The 17,939-nt window shown below is 67.0% G+C and carries 18 protein-coding genes; 6 read left to right on the top strand and 12 right to left on the bottom strand.

Annotation, left to right across the window (positions count from 1 at the left end):
- The first annotated feature begins 328 nt into the window (after window positions 1-328).
- The gene (locus ACF1FZ_RS32420) at window positions 329-478 is read left to right on the top strand and encodes a hypothetical protein (protein WP_391776961.1); all 150 of its coding nucleotides are present in this window, start codon (window positions 329-331) and stop codon (window positions 476-478) included.
- On the opposite strand, the gene ACF1FZ_RS32415 is transcribed toward ACF1FZ_RS32420, so the two are convergent.
- Window positions 462-911 carry a hypothetical protein gene (locus tag ACF1FZ_RS32415; RefSeq protein ID WP_391776960.1) on the bottom strand — a complete coding sequence of 150 codons (450 nt, stop codon included), beginning with the start codon at window positions 909-911 and terminating at the stop codon, window positions 462-464. The two genes, ACF1FZ_RS32420 and ACF1FZ_RS32415, sit on opposite strands and share 17 nt — an antisense overlap.
- A gap of 447 nt (window positions 912-1,358) precedes the next feature.
- Here ACF1FZ_RS32415 and ACF1FZ_RS32410 point away from each other — a divergent pair, with 447 nt between their 5' ends.
- The 4 genes from ACF1FZ_RS32410 (at window position 1,359) to ACF1FZ_RS32395 (ending at window position 6,175) form a co-directional block, all read left to right on the top strand.
- Window positions 1,359-1,772, top strand: a complete 414-nt coding sequence (locus ACF1FZ_RS32410; RefSeq protein WP_391776959.1) for a hypothetical protein — start codon at window positions 1,359-1,361, stop codon at window positions 1,770-1,772.
- A gap of 194 nt (window positions 1,773-1,966) precedes the next feature.
- On the top strand, window positions 1,967-4,084 hold the full coding sequence (locus ACF1FZ_RS32405) for a hypothetical protein (protein WP_391776958.1): 2,118 nt from the start codon (window positions 1,967-1,969) through the stop codon (window positions 4,082-4,084).
- A 303-nt stretch (window positions 4,085-4,387) separates the two neighbouring features.
- A complete protein-coding gene (locus ACF1FZ_RS32400) occupies window positions 4,388-4,984 on the top strand; it encodes a hypothetical protein (protein ID WP_391776957.1) in 597 nt (198 codons plus the stop codon).
- A 360-nt stretch (window positions 4,985-5,344) separates the two neighbouring features.
- Window positions 5,345-6,175, top strand: a complete 831-nt coding sequence (locus ACF1FZ_RS32395) for a hypothetical protein (RefSeq protein WP_391776956.1) — start codon at window positions 5,345-5,347, stop codon at window positions 6,173-6,175.
- A gap of 157 nt (window positions 6,176-6,332) precedes the next feature.
- On the opposite strand, the gene ACF1FZ_RS32390 is transcribed toward ACF1FZ_RS32395, so the two are convergent.
- The 6 genes from ACF1FZ_RS32390 to ACF1FZ_RS32365 form a co-directional block, all read right to left on the bottom strand.
- The gene (locus ACF1FZ_RS32390) at window positions 6,333-7,382 is read right to left on the bottom strand and encodes a hypothetical protein (RefSeq protein WP_391776955.1); all 1,050 of its coding nucleotides are present in this window, start codon (window positions 7,380-7,382) and stop codon (window positions 6,333-6,335) included.
- A gap of 98 nt (window positions 7,383-7,480) precedes the next feature.
- The gene (locus ACF1FZ_RS32385) at window positions 7,481-7,963 is read right to left on the bottom strand and encodes a hypothetical protein (protein WP_391776954.1); all 483 of its coding nucleotides are present in this window, start codon (window positions 7,961-7,963) and stop codon (window positions 7,481-7,483) included.
- 377 nt (window positions 7,964-8,340) lie between these two features.
- A complete protein-coding gene (locus ACF1FZ_RS32380; RefSeq protein WP_391776953.1) occupies window positions 8,341-9,441 on the bottom strand; it encodes a ParB/RepB/Spo0J family partition protein in 1,101 nt (366 codons plus the stop codon).
- Between the two features lie 2 nt (window positions 9,442-9,443).
- Complete coding sequence (locus tag ACF1FZ_RS32375; RefSeq protein ID WP_391776952.1) at window positions 9,444-10,658, bottom strand: ParA family protein; 1,215 nt, start codon at window positions 10,656-10,658, stop codon at window positions 9,444-9,446.
- Between the two features lie 267 nt (window positions 10,659-10,925).
- Window positions 10,926-12,767, bottom strand: coding sequence for a pentapeptide repeat-containing protein (locus tag ACF1FZ_RS32370; RefSeq protein ID WP_391776951.1), 1,842 nt, complete (start codon window positions 12,765-12,767; stop codon window positions 10,926-10,928).
- 228 nt (window positions 12,768-12,995) lie between these two features.
- Window positions 12,996-13,634, bottom strand: a complete 639-nt coding sequence (locus ACF1FZ_RS32365; RefSeq protein WP_391776950.1) for a hypothetical protein — start codon at window positions 13,632-13,634, stop codon at window positions 12,996-12,998.
- An 83-nt stretch (window positions 13,635-13,717) separates the two neighbouring features.
- Between ACF1FZ_RS32365 and ACF1FZ_RS32360 the strand changes: the two genes are divergently transcribed.
- Window positions 13,718-14,080, top strand: coding sequence for a hypothetical protein (locus ACF1FZ_RS32360; RefSeq protein ID WP_391776949.1), 363 nt, complete (start codon window positions 13,718-13,720; stop codon window positions 14,078-14,080).
- Between the two features lie 304 nt (window positions 14,081-14,384).
- On the opposite strand, the gene ACF1FZ_RS32355 is transcribed toward ACF1FZ_RS32360, so the two are convergent.
- The 5 genes from ACF1FZ_RS32355 to ACF1FZ_RS32335 form a co-directional block, all read right to left on the bottom strand.
- Window positions 14,385-15,773 carry a hypothetical protein gene (locus ACF1FZ_RS32355; RefSeq protein WP_391776948.1) on the bottom strand — a complete coding sequence of 463 codons (1,389 nt, stop codon included), beginning with the start codon at window positions 15,771-15,773 and terminating at the stop codon, window positions 14,385-14,387.
- 68 nt (window positions 15,774-15,841) lie between these two features.
- Window positions 15,842-16,237, bottom strand: coding sequence for a hypothetical protein (locus tag ACF1FZ_RS32350; RefSeq protein ID WP_391776947.1), 396 nt, complete (start codon window positions 16,235-16,237; stop codon window positions 15,842-15,844).
- Window positions 16,238-16,708: 471 nt separating this feature from the next.
- Window positions 16,709-16,879 carry a hypothetical protein gene (locus ACF1FZ_RS32345; protein ID WP_391776946.1) on the bottom strand — a complete coding sequence of 57 codons (171 nt, stop codon included), beginning with the start codon at window positions 16,877-16,879 and terminating at the stop codon, window positions 16,709-16,711.
- Between the two features lie 152 nt (window positions 16,880-17,031).
- A complete protein-coding gene (locus ACF1FZ_RS32340; RefSeq protein WP_391776945.1) occupies window positions 17,032-17,562 on the bottom strand; it encodes a hypothetical protein in 531 nt (176 codons plus the stop codon).
- A 17-nt stretch (window positions 17,563-17,579) separates the two neighbouring features.
- Window positions 17,580-17,774, bottom strand: coding sequence for a hypothetical protein (locus ACF1FZ_RS32335; protein WP_073772066.1), 195 nt, complete (start codon window positions 17,772-17,774; stop codon window positions 17,580-17,582).
- Window positions 17,775-17,939: the final 165 nt, after the last annotated feature.

Raw genomic sequence — 17,939 nt, 5'->3', positions numbered from 1 at the left:
GAGCTGCTGGAGGGCGCGGCACTCATCGCCGAACTCGGTACGTACGGGCCGGGCGGACGAACCCACTACGAAGGGCGCTCCGGTGACCCCGACCGCCTGCACTGGACCGGCGACACGCCCTGAGCCGACCAGGTCACCCACCCCATGGCAGCACTCGGTGCTACCACGCGTCCTACCTACGCAGACACCCCCGGCTCCCCCCGACGCACTCGGGCATTGCAGCGTGGCACGGTGGCGGGACAGGCCGGGGCGGTGAAGAACTCCCCGCGCCGGCCTCACGGGCCGCTGCTACTGGCGGTGGTCACCGGAGCGGCGGAGAATCGGCCCGGTGACCACCTACCGCCGCCCGTTGGGCACCGGACCCGCTCCCGCCGACAACCCCGGGTTGTCGCCCGGCCCGGACGGGGCGCCGCGCGCCGGCCTCGCCGCGGAACGCCTGCCGACCGTCCCGGTGGCCAAGGTCATTCCCAGAGCCTGAGTTCCCGGTTGGCCACGTTCAGGTGGCGGGTCTCCGGCGGGTAGCTGGTCGGGGCCTGAAGTCCGAGAGCCCAGACTGTCACCGCGTACTCGTACCCGTGCCGGTGACGGTGGTAGTCGCCCGCGGCACCCTTGAGGAAGCGGCGGACGGCGGGACTGTAGGGCTCCTGGTCGTCACCGGTGTTCTTGAGCCGGGAATCGGTGAGGAGCCGGGCGAGGGCGTCATGCCAGCGGGTCAGCTCCTCGGCCCGTCGGCGGAAGGCTTCGGCGGTTTCGTCAGTGCCGGCGAGCAGGGTCTCCAGCTCGAAGTACGCGGGGACGGGGACCTGGTCGTCGTACTCCTCAATGGCGTCGATCTCGGGGCCGGTGAAGGCTCGGACGTTGTACTGGCACAGGCTCATGGTGTTCTGCATCGACTCGCGGAAGTAGCGCATCAGTTACTGGCCTCCATCTGACGGGGAACACCTCCGGCGCGGCCGGCGCGCCGGAGGATGTGCGGATGAGGATCTACGGGAACGAACACGGGCTGCGCATCGACGTCACCGGGTGGAGCGTGCAGCTGCTGCACGGCGCGGACCGGGCGGGCCGACCATGAGGGGCAGCCGGGTGAGCCGGGTCGGCGAGAACGCCTGACGCACTGTGCCGCATCGAGGGGTTAGCCCTGCAAGCCCGGCTAAGGCCATGCCGGCCCTCTGCCGCGAGGACCGCCACCCGCGCCCGTTTTGACCGGAATGAAGTGGACCAAAGCAGATGCCACTGGATCCGCACGGACAACACCAGCAGGCGACGGCGCAGCGCGACGCTGCACCCGACACGAAGTCACCCGTCACAGAGCACTAAGTTCATGTGCTCATGGTCAGGTGCTCTATTCGGAGGGATGCATGGTGACAGTTTCAGCGAGCAGGAGGCGGTGGATCTGGGCTGCTGCGGCGGCGTCTGCCGTGGTCCTGGTCGGGCTGGTGCTACTGGCAATTTTTGTAGATCTTGATACCGCAGATCGGGTGGCCAGCATCACGGGCGCGGGGCTTGGGGCAATTGGCCTCGTTATTTCGGTGTTCGCTCTCTTTCACGTCTCCGAGTCGCCCGTGACTGGCGAACGCGGGGTGCAGGCTGGCCACAGCATTGGGCTGGTTGTGACAGGTGACAACAATCGGCGGTCTGGGCCTGCGCCGCAGCAAGCTCCCCATGATCCGACCTTGCCGGTGCGTGATGTACCGGCGGCAGGCAATCGAGGGGTATCTGCCGGTGGCTCGCTCGGTGAGGCCATCACTGGTGACGGGAACCAGCAGTTGTGACTTCCTGGTGGCGCCGAATCCGCTCCCCTCGGCCTAGACCGTCGGAATCCGTTACCGAGACAAAACAGAAGAACTTGCCCACCAAGTCGGCGGGAAACTCGGGCGAGGAGGCGGTTGTCGACCGCTCCCTGGGGGCGGTCCCTACCTCTGACGATCAAGCAGTTCAGCAGGTGAACGGAGGCGCTGGCCGGTCAGTGACCGCAGGAGAGAATCTGGGGCTGGCGGTCACTGGGAACAACAACCAGACCATCGTGCAGGGAAATCTCCTGGTCGGCACACAGCCTGCTGCGGGCCCAAGGCCGGAGTACGCATTGGAGAAAATCTCGAGCCTGCGGTCGGCCGACGCTCTCCGTTTCGAAGTACATCCTTCTCTCAGCGTCGAGGACAACAAGCAGTCGCTCTCCAAGCTGCCCCCGTACGTCCTCAGGCCTGACCGTTTGGATGATCTCCTGCGCAGCGAGGTGCGTGCGGCCAAGGATGAGAGTCGCTTGGTGATGGTCACCGGCAGTTCCTCGGGGGGGAAATCTCGAGCTTGCTGGGAGGCCATCAGGGCTGAGCTGCCCGAGTGGAAGGTACTTCATCCTCTTGTGCCAGATCGGCCGCGGGGACTGTTGCAGGCACTGGAGCAGGGTGCAGTAGGTCCGCACACAGTGCTATGGCTCAATGAAGCGCAATTGTACTTGCTAGGAAATGACCAGGTTCAGAAAATCACGTCCGCTTTGCAAGACTTGCTATGGGATCGCAGTCGGGGCCCGGTCCTAGTGCTGGGGACCATGTGGCCTGATCTGTGGGACCGCTTCTCGCAGGCCGATGTAGCAGCCGATGAGCTGCTCGACGGCGCCTCGCAGCTCGCCGATCTGGCGATTACGGTGGCGATGCCCGTTGCATTCACCAAGGATGAGTTGACAGCAGCTGCTCACTTGATCAACTCAGATCCTCGTCTGGTAATGGCTCGTAAGCAAGCCACAAGCGGACGAATATCGCAGTTTCTTGCCGGTGCGCCACAGTTGTGGCGCAGGTACGAGAACGCGAGCCCCGCCCCTCAGGCCGTGCTGCATGCCGCGATGGATGCACGGCGTTACGGGCATAGTCCTCTCTTCTCTCCCGGCTTTCTGTGCGCGGCTGCCGAGGGATACATCGACGATGCGGCCTGGCATGCACTCGATGACAACTGGTTCGGTGCCAGCCTGGATGGCCTGCTCTCACAGCATCGTCAGCTACCCGGGCCTCTGCAGCGCTACCGGCCCCGCGCGGGAGAGACGGGCCCTGCTGAACCTCTGTACCTACTGGCTGACTACCTGCATGACCGCAGTCGAGACCTTCGGGAGAAGGTAGTCCCCCCTGCTTCTTTGTGGACAGCAGCAGCCAAGTACGCACCCACAGAAAGTGATGTCCGCGCGATGGCGCGCGCCGCCCATAAGCACAAAGAACTCGGCTGCGAGCCTCTGTACATTCGGGCTGACGCGACGGGCTGCTCCGGCCCGCTTCACTGGTTCATTCGCCAGCTGATCGCTGCCGCAGACTACGCACGGGCGCGGCATCTGATCGAGGCACACTGTCCGAGCAATAGTCACCTGCTGGGTGAGCTGGCCGCTGCCCTCGCTTCTGCTGGACGGCGCCGTGAGTACGAGGAAGTCAGCCAGCTCGCCCGCTCGGCAAGCGGCGACCTGCGCGGTATTCGCCGCCTTGCCTACCATCTAGTGACTGCGGGGCTCGACGAGGAAGCTGAGCGCCAGTACTACTGGGCTGCGGAGCGAGGTGACGCGTTCGCTGCTGAACGGGTCACCTTGCGTGCAGCGAGGCGCGGTAGTCATGCGGAGGCGGAACAGATATCAAAACAGGCCTTGCTGAAGCACTACAGCCACGGCCCTCTCCTGGCACTTGCGCGACATCACGCTGCGACAGGTGCCGTATCGCAGGCGGGCGACTTGTGCAGAACCCTGGCGGAATGCGGCTTTGCTGACCAGCTTGTCGCGGCGGCCAAAGAGCAGGCTGATCGTCGCGACCACGCCAGCGCTCAGGTCTTCTATCAAGCTGCTGCTGACGTATCGCACCCTGCAGCTCTGGAATGGCTATCGCACAGAAGTGAAGGGAACGGGGACGAGGAGCTTGCTGAGCGCCTTGCCCAGGATGCGTCAAGGGCTGGCAACAGCAGTGCTCTACACGCACTCGCACACCTCCGGATGGCGAAGGGGCGGTGGGCCGACGCATACCGCCTCAACCAGGCAGCAGCGGAAGCAGGATCTTCGCTCGCTCTTGGCTGGCTCGCGCGCCATCCGCCGCCGTCAACCTGCAACTCCCCAGATGTCTGAGCCCCGCTGTGAACAGGCACGCCCATGGCAGCCGGCCACCCTCACTATGGGCATCCGGCGGCAACAACTTGGTCACCGCGCGACAGCCATGATCACTACTGTGGTGCACTCTGAGCAGGAAGAGCTCTCCCATCCCTGCTGATGCCCATCCGATGTCACCGGCGCACCCATTCACAGGCGGGGAGTGCCGGAGGAGAGCGGGTCCAGTCTGGTAGCTGGGCCCGCTCCTCTCCCGAGGGCCTGCGTCCATCCAGGTTGGCGGCTGGCAGTCCTGGCCGGGTCGGCGGTGGGACACTGCGGCGCATGTCTGGTTTCGCGAGAGATCCGAAGTACTACGGCGACCGGCTGGTGTACGAGCCGCTGGAGCGGAAGTGGGCCGGGTATCACGCCCGGCACTGCGGATGCGGCCGGGACTGGCTCCAAGCCCATGCCCTCCCGGCCGGCTTCACGGTGATCCCGCGGGGCAAGACCGGCTCCTACGGGCTCGTCGGCCCCGGTCTGACCGAAGGCGTCGACGAGGAGAAGCTGACTGCGGACGCTCTGTGGGAAGCGGTGACCGGCAAGCCGGGCACCCAGACCCGGTACGAGAGCGTGCACGTCACCTGCCGCACCCCGAAGGCGGAGGCCGCTCTCAAGGAGCACTACAAGCAGATTTACGCCCCCGCGCAGGAGCGGCGGAAGCAGGCGAAGACCCAATCGGCCACCGAGGCGCAGGTGAAATACCTGACCACGCTCGCGGAGAAGGTCGGCAAGGAGCGGTTCGACGCCGAGTTCGCCAAGGTGGTCAAGGGCAGCGACATCGCGCAGAGGGCTCCCCGGCAGCGGTGCGCGACAGCCGCGAAGCGGCTGACCAAGGAGAGGGCCCGCAAGCTCATCACCGCCCTGGTCGGCCACTCGTAGCGCTGGCCTGCAATCTCACGGCAGACAGCGGGCACGGCGGGGTGGCTGCTAGAGAGCAGCCACAGGCGCGGGGCAGGCGTACGACGGCGCCGTCGTGAAGCGGTTCTGGTCAGGGCTTTACCTGGGGCCGCGCGGTCGGGTGGTACCTGGCTTCCAGCCCGTTGAGTCTCTGTCGCGAAGCGCTCTTGCGCGCACCACGGTTGTGGGTCACCTTGAGCGGATAACGACGGGTCAGGGGCACAGCGTGGTGCCAGGGGTGGGGGACGGCTCTTGTCGAACGGACGTGTGCGGCTCAGTGGCGGGGCAGAGTGGCAGACCGATTTCCGGCGCCGGACGACAGGCCGCCCGAGTTTGAGCGCGATGGATATCGCGATGATTCGTCGCTCGCTGAACGGCACGCTCACCGAACTGCAGCGTGCGATCGACCGCTTCGACGTAACCAAGGCAGCGGACCTGTTCGAGTGGGCCTGGCATCAGGCCTCGCAAGCCCCGCCGCGCGAAACCCGGGAGCAGCGGGCCCAGCTGAAGGATCTCAAGGAGGTGCTGGGCTCTCGCCGGTGGCGGGAGGAGGAGCGGCGCCGGGCCGCGCAGGAGCCGCGGCCTCAGCCGGACAAGGCCCCGCCCGCCCCTCGTCAGAGGTCCACGAAGCGGCCGGTATCCGCACAGGCACCCGTCGTCCGGCCGAGAACGGTGTGGTCCTCCGACGCACCTCGCGCCCCCGCGCCCGACCCGGTGCAACGCACGGTGCGGACGGCCCCGCCCGCACCGGTGACCCGCGACGCTTTGCCCATGCATGCTCAGACACGTCCGGCTCCTCGGAAGGGTCAGCCAGGGCTTCTGGGAGCGGGACGGCTCGCGGAACTCGCGACCGACCTACGGCCGTTGCTGGAGCAGACCGCCCGGGCCGGTACCACCACCACGTGGACGGTGATCCGCAAACGCCTGCCCGCCCTGACGAGTCTGCACCGCGATGACGAAAGCGTCCTGCTGTGGCTCGTCGACGACGACCGCGACCAGAGCGAGCCACTGCTCTCAGCGCTGGTAACGGTCGGCGACCGCCAGATGCACCCCCGGTTCCCCACCATCGCCGAACAACTCGGAGTCCCAGCCGGCCGCTCTTCGACGCAACAGCGCTCCACCTGGAACTACGAGGTACTGAAAGCACACCAGCACTGGCGCCACCGGCACTGAGTCTGTCAGGCGGCCCAGCCGTGGGCGGCCTGACCACACGCCGACGGCGCCCGTGACCCGCCCTCCTTGCCAGTGGTTACCCGGACAGGCACCTGCCCACCTCGCCTCACCCTCGGAGAGCCGCACTCGAAAGCAGGGACCGGGGCCCCGGGACCCGTCAGCTCGAAGGGCCGCTTCGCCGCCATCCCTGCCACCACCGCCGCCACGCAGGACGAGCCGCCGCCGGACCCAGCTGACGACGAGATGGCGCCCTGTCCTCCCTCAACTTAGGCAGGAACAACTCCAGCCTTACCTGCTCGGCGGCCACCACCTCCTGTTGCTCGTTGTACTTAACGGTCAGGGAGAAGTCGTGGATGGCGGAGCGGTCAGAGGCGATCGTGACAAGGAAGCGGTCGGCCTCACCGCTCTGCACAAACTGGGAGAGTGGCACTGTGACCCTGTAGGCGCTGCCGGAGGAGGGAAGCACCGTGGAGTACCGGTGAGCGGGCGGTAGGTAGCCCCCAATCAAGGGCGAGCCGTCGTCGGTCAGGGCCAGGCGTCCCCGTACCGGGTTCGCCGCACGGACGGGAGCGCCGTCCAGGCCTGGGTGGGTGTACTCGAGGACCCCCTCGACGAAGGCCACGCCGCGTTCGGCGAAGGGGCCGAGGGCCGCGTCTAGCATCGCCCGGCTTTGGGCCGAAGAACGGGCCGGACCGATCAGGTAACTGATCGCCGCCGGGTCGACGCCACAGGACCGTAACGCGTCGGCCACGGACCACTGTGCGCGGCGCCGTCCGTTGCGCCCGGTGCCCTCGACGAGACCTGCGGAGGGCAGGACGAACGGACCTCCGACTGGCCGGGACGCCTTCGGGCCGGCGAAGAGCGAGAAGGTGAGGGTGCAGTCCTGCATCTGTCCCCACCCGTCGTTTCGCAGAGCGATGTTCATGCGGTCGTAAAGGAGGACCGGGACGGCCCGCAGGTCCGGTTCGGAGGACGTGACGTGCAGGACCGCTTCGTGGAACAGCACCGCTTCCGCGGTGTTGTTGACCACCTTGACGTCCAGGACCGGCCACCGGTGGGACTGCCAGCAGCCATCCAGCAGTTTGCCCACGCGCACGTTGTCCAGGTAGTCATCGACCGGCCGGATCTTCGTGCTCCGCGCCTTTCCTGACATCTCGTAGGACAACGAGAACGGAGGGGCCCCATCGGGGGTGATGCCCAGGACCACGGTCGGCTGGGTGGGCCTGGGCGGTTCGGGTGCGAGATGGATGCCACCGTGGACCGTGGTGGCGTTGATAGTGACGGGGCCGGTGGTCCCGGAGCGGTTCAGCCCTGTGTCCGCTCCGGCGGGATAGGGGAGTTGACCACGGCGCCTCCGTTGATCACCCCGGCGGCAATTGAGCCCGGCATGCTGCGGATCTCGGCGTCACCACCCACTGACAGGCTCCCATCGCCGCTGGAGGCACCGCCGCCACCGGATGGGGTGCCAGCCAGCAGCACCCTCAGATCCTCTGCCGCCCGCTCGCGCTGGGCGTCGTCCTGCGCTGCCGTCAGCGCCGCTTCGAATCGGGCCCGCCAGAGGGCCTCGTGGTGCGCGGCCACCTCGGCGAGTTGGTGAGGCGCCGCCCGCCCGAGCGCCCGCGCGGTCTCGTCGAGGAGTTCGAGATCGCCTGGCTCCCGCGAGCCGTCCGAGCGGCCGAACCATCCGGCGACCCGTTCCCTCGTCCCGGTCCATGCATCGGTGGCAGCGGCCTGCACGACCGCCGCACCTCCAGCTGCGGCCAACGCCGCCAGAGCCTCCGTCAGCACCGCTCCTCCTTCGATTGGGCGTGCGGGGGCAGGTCCGCACGGCGGTCGCGCGGGCAGTGACTGGGCTACTGCCCGCTCTTCCTTCACGGGCCGATGAGCCTGTGCAGGGCTGTCATGCGTTGCCTTCCAGGTGCTCAAGGTATGTGAGCACGGCGCTCCTGTCGCCGGCCCTCGCCCCAGCTGCGCTGACAACACGCCACCACGAACGCGCGGCCTGGAGCGGGCACTAGGTGCCTTGCCCAGTGGCCAAGGCGACGTTTACGAGTCTTCGTGCATGCGCTAAGTACGTGCAGTACGCCCCGTGAATGATGACGTCCATCCCCGGACGGTCTCTCACCTCGGAATCAGAGGCGCCCTGGGGACACACTCCCCTTCTGTCACGCTTTGCGTAGCTGCGTGGCGACTTGCTCCAAGATGACGGCCAATGCAGCCCTGTTCTCTGAAGTCAGATCGCCGTGCATGTCGGCGACTACATCCTCAACGCCGCGGCTGATCTGGAAGTACCGGAGAATGAAGGCGCTGCGCTGGGCAGAGTTGAGTCGAGCGAAGACGGTGTCCATGAGGGCGGCTCCGTCGGCCCATGGCATGTGGTCGGCGCCGAGGTCTTGCTGCGCAGGCGTCGAGGCTTGGTGACTGTTGCTGATGGCGGGCGGGGCTGCCGGTGCAGCCGTCTTCGCCGGGTCGGCTGCAGAGTCGGCTGGGGTGCTTACGGCGTAAGCACCCTGCTTGCGTGCTGCCCTCTTCTGCTCGCGCTTCGCGAGGGCTGCTTCCGCGGCGCCACCCTGCTGTTGTTCGGGAAGCTGGCCGACGGTACGGGCAACCTCTACCGGCAGCTTCTTGTCTTCGACGGCTTGCTGCAGATCTGGGGTGAGCTTAAGCAGTGCCAAGCGCTGTGTGACCCAGCCGCTGGATTTGCCGAGGGACCGCGCGACGGCGCGCTGCGATCCGTGAACCTCGACGAGGCGTTGCAAGGCCTTGGCTTCGTCCAGCGGATCGAGGTCCTCGTGCTGGACAGCCGCGGTAAGGGCTGTCTCAAGCAGGGTGTCGGCGTCATCTGCGAGGGAGTCGTCGATGTGGACAGGGACATCGTCTATTCCGGCGACCTTGGCACCGGCGAGGCGCCGATTTCCGTCCACGACGACGTACTGGGCTGTTCCGAGGGCTTCGTCCTGGCCGGGGTGGGCGGCGAGAAAGGCGCTGCGGGTGACAACGGTGAGGGGTTGGATGATGCCGCGTCCGGTCAGGCTGTCGGCCATCTCTTCGATGGCTTTGAGCTCTTCGCGAGGGTTGTAGGGGTTGCGGGCGATTGCGTTGATCGGCAGCCGGGGGGAAGCCGCCGGAGTTTCGGTTCCCATGTCGCCGGGCGCGGGAGGGGCGTCCTGCCCCGCAAAGCGGGCGAATGATGCTGCACGGCTGCTGAGTGGCTGTGCCACGGCTTCGAAGGTGGCGCTGCCACCGAGTGCGTCGGCCTTGCTCATGTCTACTTCAGTCCCTTTGCGATCTGGCGCATGGCATGCGACTGCTCAGAGGTGGGTGCATACGACAGGAGTGCCTTCTGTAGACGCACTGCCTCGCGCTGCTCCTTGAGGTCAGGCACGACAGCCAGGACGGGCGGGGTGCCCAGCTGCATCCACTTGTCTCGGGAGGAGGTGGCGATGTAGCCGCGGCGAGAGTCGAACTTGTTGACCACCAGGCCGAGCTGGTCGATCTGGATGTCGTAGTCCCGCGCAAGGGAGTCGACCTGGTTGATGAGCATGCCGTAGGCCTGTGCCGAGGTGTCTTCAGCCTCTACAGGAATGATCAGGCCCGAGGCTCCGGGCCTTTCGTCGTCGCGCTGGCGCCCGTAGTAGAGCCCGGCGTCCATGGAGAGGCCCAGGCTCGGAGGTGAGTCGATGACGATGACGTCGAAGTGTTCTTCGACGGGTGCCAGCGCCCGCTCGAGTGCGGCGTGCCGGGGGCCCCGGAAGATGGTCAGGCCCGAGTCGAGCAGGAAGGCGTCGAACGCGGCCGGGAGGATGTGGAGTCGGTCGCCGAAGCGCTCGCCGTCTATGGGGATGGTGAGCTCGAGCAGGGACTGGTGCGCCTGGTCCCGGTGGAGCATGTGGGTGACGAGGCTTTCCTCGCCGGCGGGGATGGCTTTGAGCCCGAGCTGGTGAGAGAGGTGGCCCTGGGGGTCGTAGTCGATGAGGAGGACACGCTGTCCGCCCGCATGGGCCAGCGTTTGCGCGTCTTTCTTCGAAAGGCCTGCGGCCAGGGACGCCTTCACGATGTGCTCAGACCCCTCGGCCAGAGCCTGGGCCAGGCCCGCCGCGACGGAGGTCTTACCGACGCCGCCCTTCTGATTGCAGACGACGAGGCGTCGGACTGACTGGGCCACATCGGCCGGGTTCTGTGTCAGCCAGAGGGCCACGGACTGGGCCAGCCCTTGGATGTACGACACTTCGCGAACGCGGCAGTCCGCCTTGAAGTCGTCATAGAGGCCCTCGGGCAGGTATGTGCCGAAGGACTCTGCGCCGGCGGTGTCGACTGCGGGGAGCTGCTCGGGGTGCTCTCGCCAGGCGTGGATGCCGGCGGCGACAGCGTCTTGGACGTCTGTGCTGAGCTGCGCAGCACGGACTTTGAGCGCTTGTCGGAGTGTGGCGGGCAGCTTCGAGACCAGCTTCTCCCGCTCACCCCCGGGGTACGGAGATGCCATGACGGCAGCTTACTGCCATGCCATCCAGTTTCTGTGCACCCTTGCGCACGTTTCATTCCACATGTTCGTTAGTAGATGCAGGTGGGGTGCTTACGCCGTAAGCACCCCACGGGTTCCTCATGGGTGCTTACGGCGTAAGCACCCATGAGGCGCGGTCCGTTCCCAGTAAGAGTGGCCACGTCCGCTCGATCTGATCGGCGAACTGTGCCGACTCGAATCTCACTTTTGTCCTCTCCCTGACGAGCTGTCTCAGATCGCGGCGGTGCGTCATCGCTTGACGCGGTTGCGGACGGCGAGGACGGCGAGCGTTAGAAGGACAGGTTCGGTCAAGCGGGAAAGCATCTCGATGTAAGTGCCGGAGGTGGTCAGGTCCTGACCGGAGGAACGGAACAGCACCGAGTTGAGCGTGACGTTCAGGGCCTTCTCTGCGCGTTCCCCGGTGAGCCGGTTGCCGGTGGGGTTCTTCGGATCGTTCTTGTCGATCTCGAAGGTGACTCTGCCTCCGTCGGCGGGGACGGTGCCGGTCGCGGTTTGCTTCGGAGTGTCCGTGGGGAGGCCGACGGCTATCAGCATCACGATGGTGAGAAGCATGGCGGCTCCGAGCCAGGCCAGGGCCCGGGAGGCGCGCATGCCGTAGCCGGACAACGCCCAGTACGCGGTCAGCAGCCTCCGTTCGCTGCGGGGGATGTCCTCGGCGCGCCGGCGCATCTCCATCTCCCCGTAGTAGAAGTCAGCGGCCCCGGGTTCGTGTTTGCTGTCCTCGAGGGCTTTGCGTAGCGCCCGGTACACCGGCGCCAGCTGCAACGGCCCGGAGCGTCCGGCGCCCAGGACGGCTACGTTCCAGCCCCGGACTGCCCCCGGCTGGCTGGCACGCCAGTGGTGTTCTTCGGCGAGGGTGCGGCGCTCGGTGAACCGCACGGGTGGCCAACGTCGCCAGTGCGCGGCGGGCGGGACCGCGTCGAACGTGCACGCGCCTTCCAGGCGCAGTTGGTCCAGGTGCACTGTGCCGATGAACAGGCACCTCGACAGATCGACGTCGGCCAGGACCAGGTGGGCTGCATCCACGCCACGCAGCGACGCCAACCTCACCTCAGGACTCAGCTCACCCGCGAGGGAAGTCTCTGCCAGCTGCTGGCCATCGGCGAGCACGAACGGATCCGGCTCTGCGGCGATCGTGAGGGGGTACTCAAAAACCGCATGAGCGAAATCCACTGTGGCGTAGCGCAGGCGTACCTCGGCTGTGGACGACCAGCGAGTCCGACGGCACTCCAGATGCTGCGTAGTAAGGGAGAGGGTTACCGGGCTACCGAAGGTCGCCCCGGACATCAGTACCCGCCCGGCACATACCAACGGCCCAATGCTGCCCGCCTTCTCGAAGGTCGCCGACACGAACGAGGCATCGTGCTTGAAGATCGCTGCCCCGAACCCAGCGGCACCTGCGAAAGTCGCGGAGCCGAACCCTGCGAAGCCTTCGAAAGTCGCCGACTGGAACCAGGCGCCGCGCTCGAAGGTAGCGAACCGGAACTCGGCGCCGCCCTTGAAGGTCGCAGACTGGAACCCGGCTCCGCCCTTGAAGGAGGCCATCCGGAAGCGGGCGGAGCCTTCGAAGGTACTCGAATCGAAGCGGACGCCGTCTTCGAAAATCGTCGACTCGAACCTGGTGGTGCCCTCGAAAATTGCCGAGTGGAACGACGTGACGTCCTTGAAGGTGGCTGTCCTGAATACCGCTTCGTCCTTGAAGGTTGCTGACTCGAACGATGCCTCGTCCTCGAAAACCGCCGACTCGCAACCGACGCGGCCCTCGAAGGTTGCCAGCTCGAAATTGGCGACGCCCAAGCGAGGGCTGCCGGTTGCGGGGTCGCGAAGTGCGTTGAGGAGAGCAGCGAAGAGGGATTCGGTGAAGGTCGTGCCGCGGTGGTCAATGTCAGCGCCGGGGGACAGGCCAGCAAGGTAGGCATCGCGGTCGGGGTCGATCAGGTGGGCGAGACACTCGGTGTGGCCCGGTACGCGGATGCCTGGACAGCCGAACCTACTTTCTTGGCTGGTGTCCTCGCCGCAGCGCGGCCGGGTGAGCGGTACTGGAGAAGGTCCTTGCGGTGGCTGAGGCATAGCCGAGAGACGAGCGAGCACAGCCCATCGGTTGCCGATCTCATCACCGTGCATAAGAAGGCTCCGCACGCCCCGATCGCAGAGCAAGGGCGGAGCCGTGCATCGGGACTCAAGCGCTCAGGCGGGAGGCGGGCTCCTCGTCACGTGGTCGCGAGGCGAGGGACTCTTTCGTAGCGACGTCGCCTGATGCTGAAGAGCCGCCTCCGGCGCTTGGGGTTGGAGCTTGAGCTAGTGGGCTGTGAGCCATGGAGTGTGCGTGGAATCCAGCGGTCGCGGAACGTCAGCTCTCAACTTCCAGGGCTTGTGGCCCTCGACCTCGCAACGGACCCACAGACGGAGGTGGCTGGGCTGATAATCCGTAGACCACTGTTGAAGCCCTCCCCCGTAGTGGCTGTGAGGGTAGGAGGGGTCAAGCCCAACGCGGAACTCCTCACCAGCGTCCAAGGCAATGGGTGCTGTAGTGCGGCCGATGGAATCGCCGTTGGCGGGAAACCGAAAACGGTAGGGCCCCCAGATCGTGTTGTCGCGCTCCTCTGCTGACAGACCGCCGGCAAGGACCGCATCGTTCGTTCGGTCCCGGTCGTCGCGAATAGTCAGGTCGAGCCGGTCGAGCCGTCCGATGGACGAGGGCCCTTGGAACCGGATGAGCAGTTCGACGCTGCCGCGTTCGTGGGTGAGTTTGAAGGCGACGATAGGCGTCAGATCTTGGTGCCAGCGATCCCGCTCGATCTGGGCAACTGAGGCCGCGGTCTGGTTAGCTGCCTCGGCTGTGCGATTCGCCTGCGCGGCGGTCTTGAAGGATCCGAACGCTGCGACGCCGCTGAACAGGGCGGCTATGGCCGCGATGCTGGTGTCTGGAATACCCATGGGGGAATCTACCGCGGCGTGCAAGGAGCGCTCGGGCACCCCGGCAGAGGCCGCATCCCTGGGACAGCGACGACGTCCCACGGATGCTGGACGCAGAGTCACCCGAGGCAGATGTGGCCGCCTCGATCGTTAACGGCGGTAATACTTCAGCTCAAGGCACACCCCGGAAGGCCCCCTGGAGCGACGAACCTCCTAATGCCTTTGATGCGCTCCCTGCGGAGACGTCCGGGGCGGCATCCTCAGCGCAGACCGTTAACGCCGTTAATGGTCAGGGCTTGGGATCCGCTCAGGCTGAGCTGGTGCTGAGCGATTCGGCTTCGCCGAATGACGTGGTTGAGGCGCTGGTTGCCCGGCTCTCAGCAGCGGAGCTGGTTGTGGTCGCGGAGCTGCTCGTGGATCGCCTCGGTCGCGCGCAGTGTGAGGTGGAGCAGACATCTGCCGTGTGACGCAGGCGAACGCACCAAGCGGCTCTCGTACCGAATCTCTCTGGCGAGAGCCGCTTCACTTGGTCGAGGCTCGAGCATTAGCGTCCGGGGCCTGGGCCGGCGAACAGGCTGACCACGGGCCTCGGGTCAGCTCGGCCGGAGGGCTCAGAGCAGGTGCCTGGTCTGCTGGTTGATCAAGTTGCTACTCACGCCGCGTGCGCGGTTGGCGACGGCCCGATGTAGGCACCCGTCAGCCGCAACCCGGTCCCGTTGGACGCGGACAGACTGCGGGCCCTAGCCACCGCTGTCCGCGGTCAAGCGGGATTTAGCTGCCGTCGGCACTCTGGGCAGAGGGCGGCAGTGCCAGGTCCAGCAGGCTGTTGATGGTCTCGCGGTCCATTTCGCTGTCGAGGTGGAGCGATCGTCGTAGGAGGCGTCCGACCTGCTCCGGCGAGAGTTCAAAGCGCAGGCGGGCTAGCAGGCAGATCTCGCCGAAGAGCCCCGGCGTGCGGTCCGGCTCCCGCTGGATGTACCAGTCGAGGAGCTCCACCACGTCTCTCCTGATGTCGCCGAGGGAGACTTCGCTCTTCTCACGCTTTTGGGCGTTGTCGACGTCGCTCGAGAGGCCTCCGAGGACGGCCTCGATCAAGACCGTGCGCACGGCCGAGATGGGGATCAGGCTGTTGGGGCCTTCGGTGAGGGCGACCGCGGGCCACCAGGCGAGGGTTGCGGCCGTCCTTTCCAGGTCTGGCTTGGCGAATCCGAGGCGGCGCTTTCCGTCGTTCCGGTCGTCCTCCAGACCGTCGCGAATGATCTTCGTGAGGCGGTTGTGGTCGGCGACGAGTCCGAGTGGTTGATCCGTTCCGAATTCTGTCGTCTGGCCGGAGAGAAGGGCCCGTGGACCGTGAGTCCTGCGGCGTTGCTCGGCCCAGTCCTGGGCTACCGGTTGTGACCAGAGCGGGCCGGCGGACGTTTCGGTCTGAGCTGGGGGCAGATCGCGGTGTCCTCGTTCAGGGTGCGGCATGTCATCAGGGGACACATCCGCGATCTTCGCCAGGCCCTCCCGGTCGACGAGACGAGCAGGCTCAAGCTCCGGTGCGCGCAGGTCAACAACGCACTGGTCGAGCGGCCGGGAGTCACGTGGCCGTCGTGCGGCCCACAGGGCTAGGTGGTCGTGCCAGTCGGACAGCGGCTCCTCCAGCGCGGTGAAGGCGGCGATCTTCACGACGTGGGCATGGTCCGGTGCACCGGGGCGGGTCAGGAGGTCGGCAGCGGTCACGGTGAGGGCGTCTTGGACAGGGCGGGCGTCGTAGCCTTCGAAAGCGTGGTCCACGACTTGGCTCGGCCGGTGCCAGGCTGTGCCGTCCCACCAGTAGCCGCCCTGCCGGTAGAGGAATCCGCTGTGCCCGTACATCCAGTCCTGGTGGAGACTGCTCATGTCGTCGTCGTGAAGCAGCAGGACCGTACGGCCGTGGTCGGGGTGGTGGTGAACGGCCCAGGCGTAGGCGGGGTTCTTCGGTTCGGTGGTGAACGCGACCCAGCCGCCATCGGTTAGGTCGTCGGTACGACCCCAGAGGCCTTCGCCCTGGTTCCGACCTGTTCTCTCGATCGCGTCGGGGTTGTCCAGGGGCAGACGTTCGTCATTGATGAATGGCAGGCCCGGAACGGGGTGGTCGGTGCGCAGACCATTGGCAACCGGATGAACGCGACTCATTGTGTTCCTCCCTCACGGCACTCGGCCCTCAGGCGGGCAACCACCCGGGGTGACTCTGAAAGTCCCGGCTACGCCCCAGCGCCGTATTGTGCGTGGATTCGGGTGAGCAGGGATTGAGCGTCGGTGGCGGAGAACGCGGTCACCTCGTCGGGCTGTGCCCCGGCGACGGAGATGTTCAGCTCGCCGTCCCCTGCCGCAGACACCTCGATGGGTGGCTGAGCCATCCACATCACGTCGATCCCGCGGCGGACCACCACGGCCAGGAGGCCGGGCAGCAGCACTGCTGCGCCGTTCGCGCCGCCGGGGCCCATCAGCAGGTCTGCGAGTGCCTCGGTCGCGTCGTCCCCGCGCACGCTCTGCGTGTTGAAACTGATCTGTCCCCCGCCTCCATCAGCGACCAGGACAGCCATGTGTGTGCAGTCCTCATTGCGCTGCCACGGCGGGGTCTTCCAGGTGAAGGTCATCTCCCCATCCTGAATTTTCGTCCGTCCGCGGCCGGAGGGTTCGGCAAGACTTGGCGCATGCGGCTTTCTTATAGGCCGAAATCAGCTGGAGAACACCCGTACGGTGATCAGCCGCGGCACTGCTTCCAACGCGCGCCATGCGCTTCCCTGACGGGACAGTCGCGGGGGCAGCGCAGGAAGCCGAAGTGGCCGTTCTCCGACCGTTCGTGGCCAGACGCCATCCAGCACCGGCGTTCGCTCCAACGCTTGTGTCGGGCGGAGACGAGCCCGAACGCAGAAAAGCCCCGCTCTGCGCCGCCTCGGAGGGCGGTGCAGAGCGGGGCTTCGTGTCGTGACAGGGTGGCGTGGCCCGGGGCGGGCGGCTGGGGCCCGATGCCAGTGACGGAACGTCCACCCCGGGCTTCTGCGTTGCAGGCGTGGGCGCCGGCGTCCTTGCGTCGGCGCGGCCGGTCGTCGGACACGAACCGGACCTCACGCGGGTTCCGGGCGTTCCAGATTTCGGCCGCAGACCTTGTGGACGACCTCTCCTGCGCGCGAGCGAAGCATCGCGGGCTTGCTGCACAGGGCGCAGGGTGCGGGCGTGGAGCGGAAATGTGAGTGGTGGCCCCAGTTGAGCAGCGTGGGCTGCTCGGAGGTGGTCATGGGCGTGTGGTGGTGCGTGCCGCGGTTCCGGGGCGGCCCTGCCTGCGCCCGTTGATGCTGGGCGCCCGGGTGTGGTCGGGGCGAGGCGGGGCGGCCGGGGACACGGAGAGGGCCCGCCGGTGGCGGGCCCTCTCCGGTGGTGCGATGTGTGGTCAGCCGTGGAAGTTGCCTCGCTTGAACACGGCCTTGCGGATGTTGACTGTCGTGCCCGGGGTTGCGTTGCGGGTGCGGCGGCCGGCCAGGAGCACGGCGGCCAGGACGGCGAGGACGGCGATGGACATGACGGCCTGGCCGAGGGCGGCGAGGATGTCGTCGATGACGGCCAAGCCGGGGGCTGCGGCGCCGATGCCGTATCCGGCGAGTGCGGCGAAGCCGCCGGAGGACAGGGCGAGCGCGCTGTACTGCCACACCCAGCCAGGTGCCCCGGGCACCGGTACCGGTGCGGCCGGAGGCGAGGGCGGCCTGACGAAGGTCGCAGGGACCGGGGCCGGGGCGTCGGTGGGCCGGACGGGATGGCCGGTGCGGGTCTCTTCCTCGCGACGGATCAGGGACCAGACCCGGGCCATGTAGAGCTCGTCGGAGAGGAGGTCGCGGGCGTCGGCCGGGTCGAGGGGGAGCCGGTCCGGGAGGACCGGCGGGACCGGTGCGGGGGTGAGTGCGCTGGAGGTGTGGGTGGTGTTCATGGCGGGCCTCCGGGGTGTCAGGCGGTGATCTGGGCGATGGCGGTGGCGAGGCTGGAGAGGGCGTTGTTGACGGCGGGGGCGATGCCGGTGGAGGCGAGGAAGAAGCCGAGGAGGACGGCGGCGAGGGCGGGTCCGAAGCGGAGCGATCCGGTGCGCAGGAGGATGGCGACGACGACCAGGAGCAGGACGACGGCGGAGATGGTGATGCCCATGAGCGCGATGTTCCTTCACGTTGGGTGACTGGTTAGGGGTGTGGTGTGGGCCGCCCACGGCGGAGCCGGAGGAGGGCCGGAGTGCCCTCGGGGGTGGGTTTCGGGGCTTCGGCGGGGGGTGTGGTGTGGGCGGCCCACGGGTCCACATGCAGGTCAGGGGCTCCC

Origin of the sequence: Streptomyces sp. NPDC014623 (genome assembly GCF_043088245.1) — a bacterium.
In the GTDB taxonomy this organism is placed as follows: Bacteria; Actinomycetota; Actinomycetes; order Streptomycetales; family Streptomycetaceae; genus Streptomyces.
The sequence above is the reverse complement of the archived record's forward strand: the minus strand, read 5'-3'. Positions and strand labels throughout refer to the sequence as shown.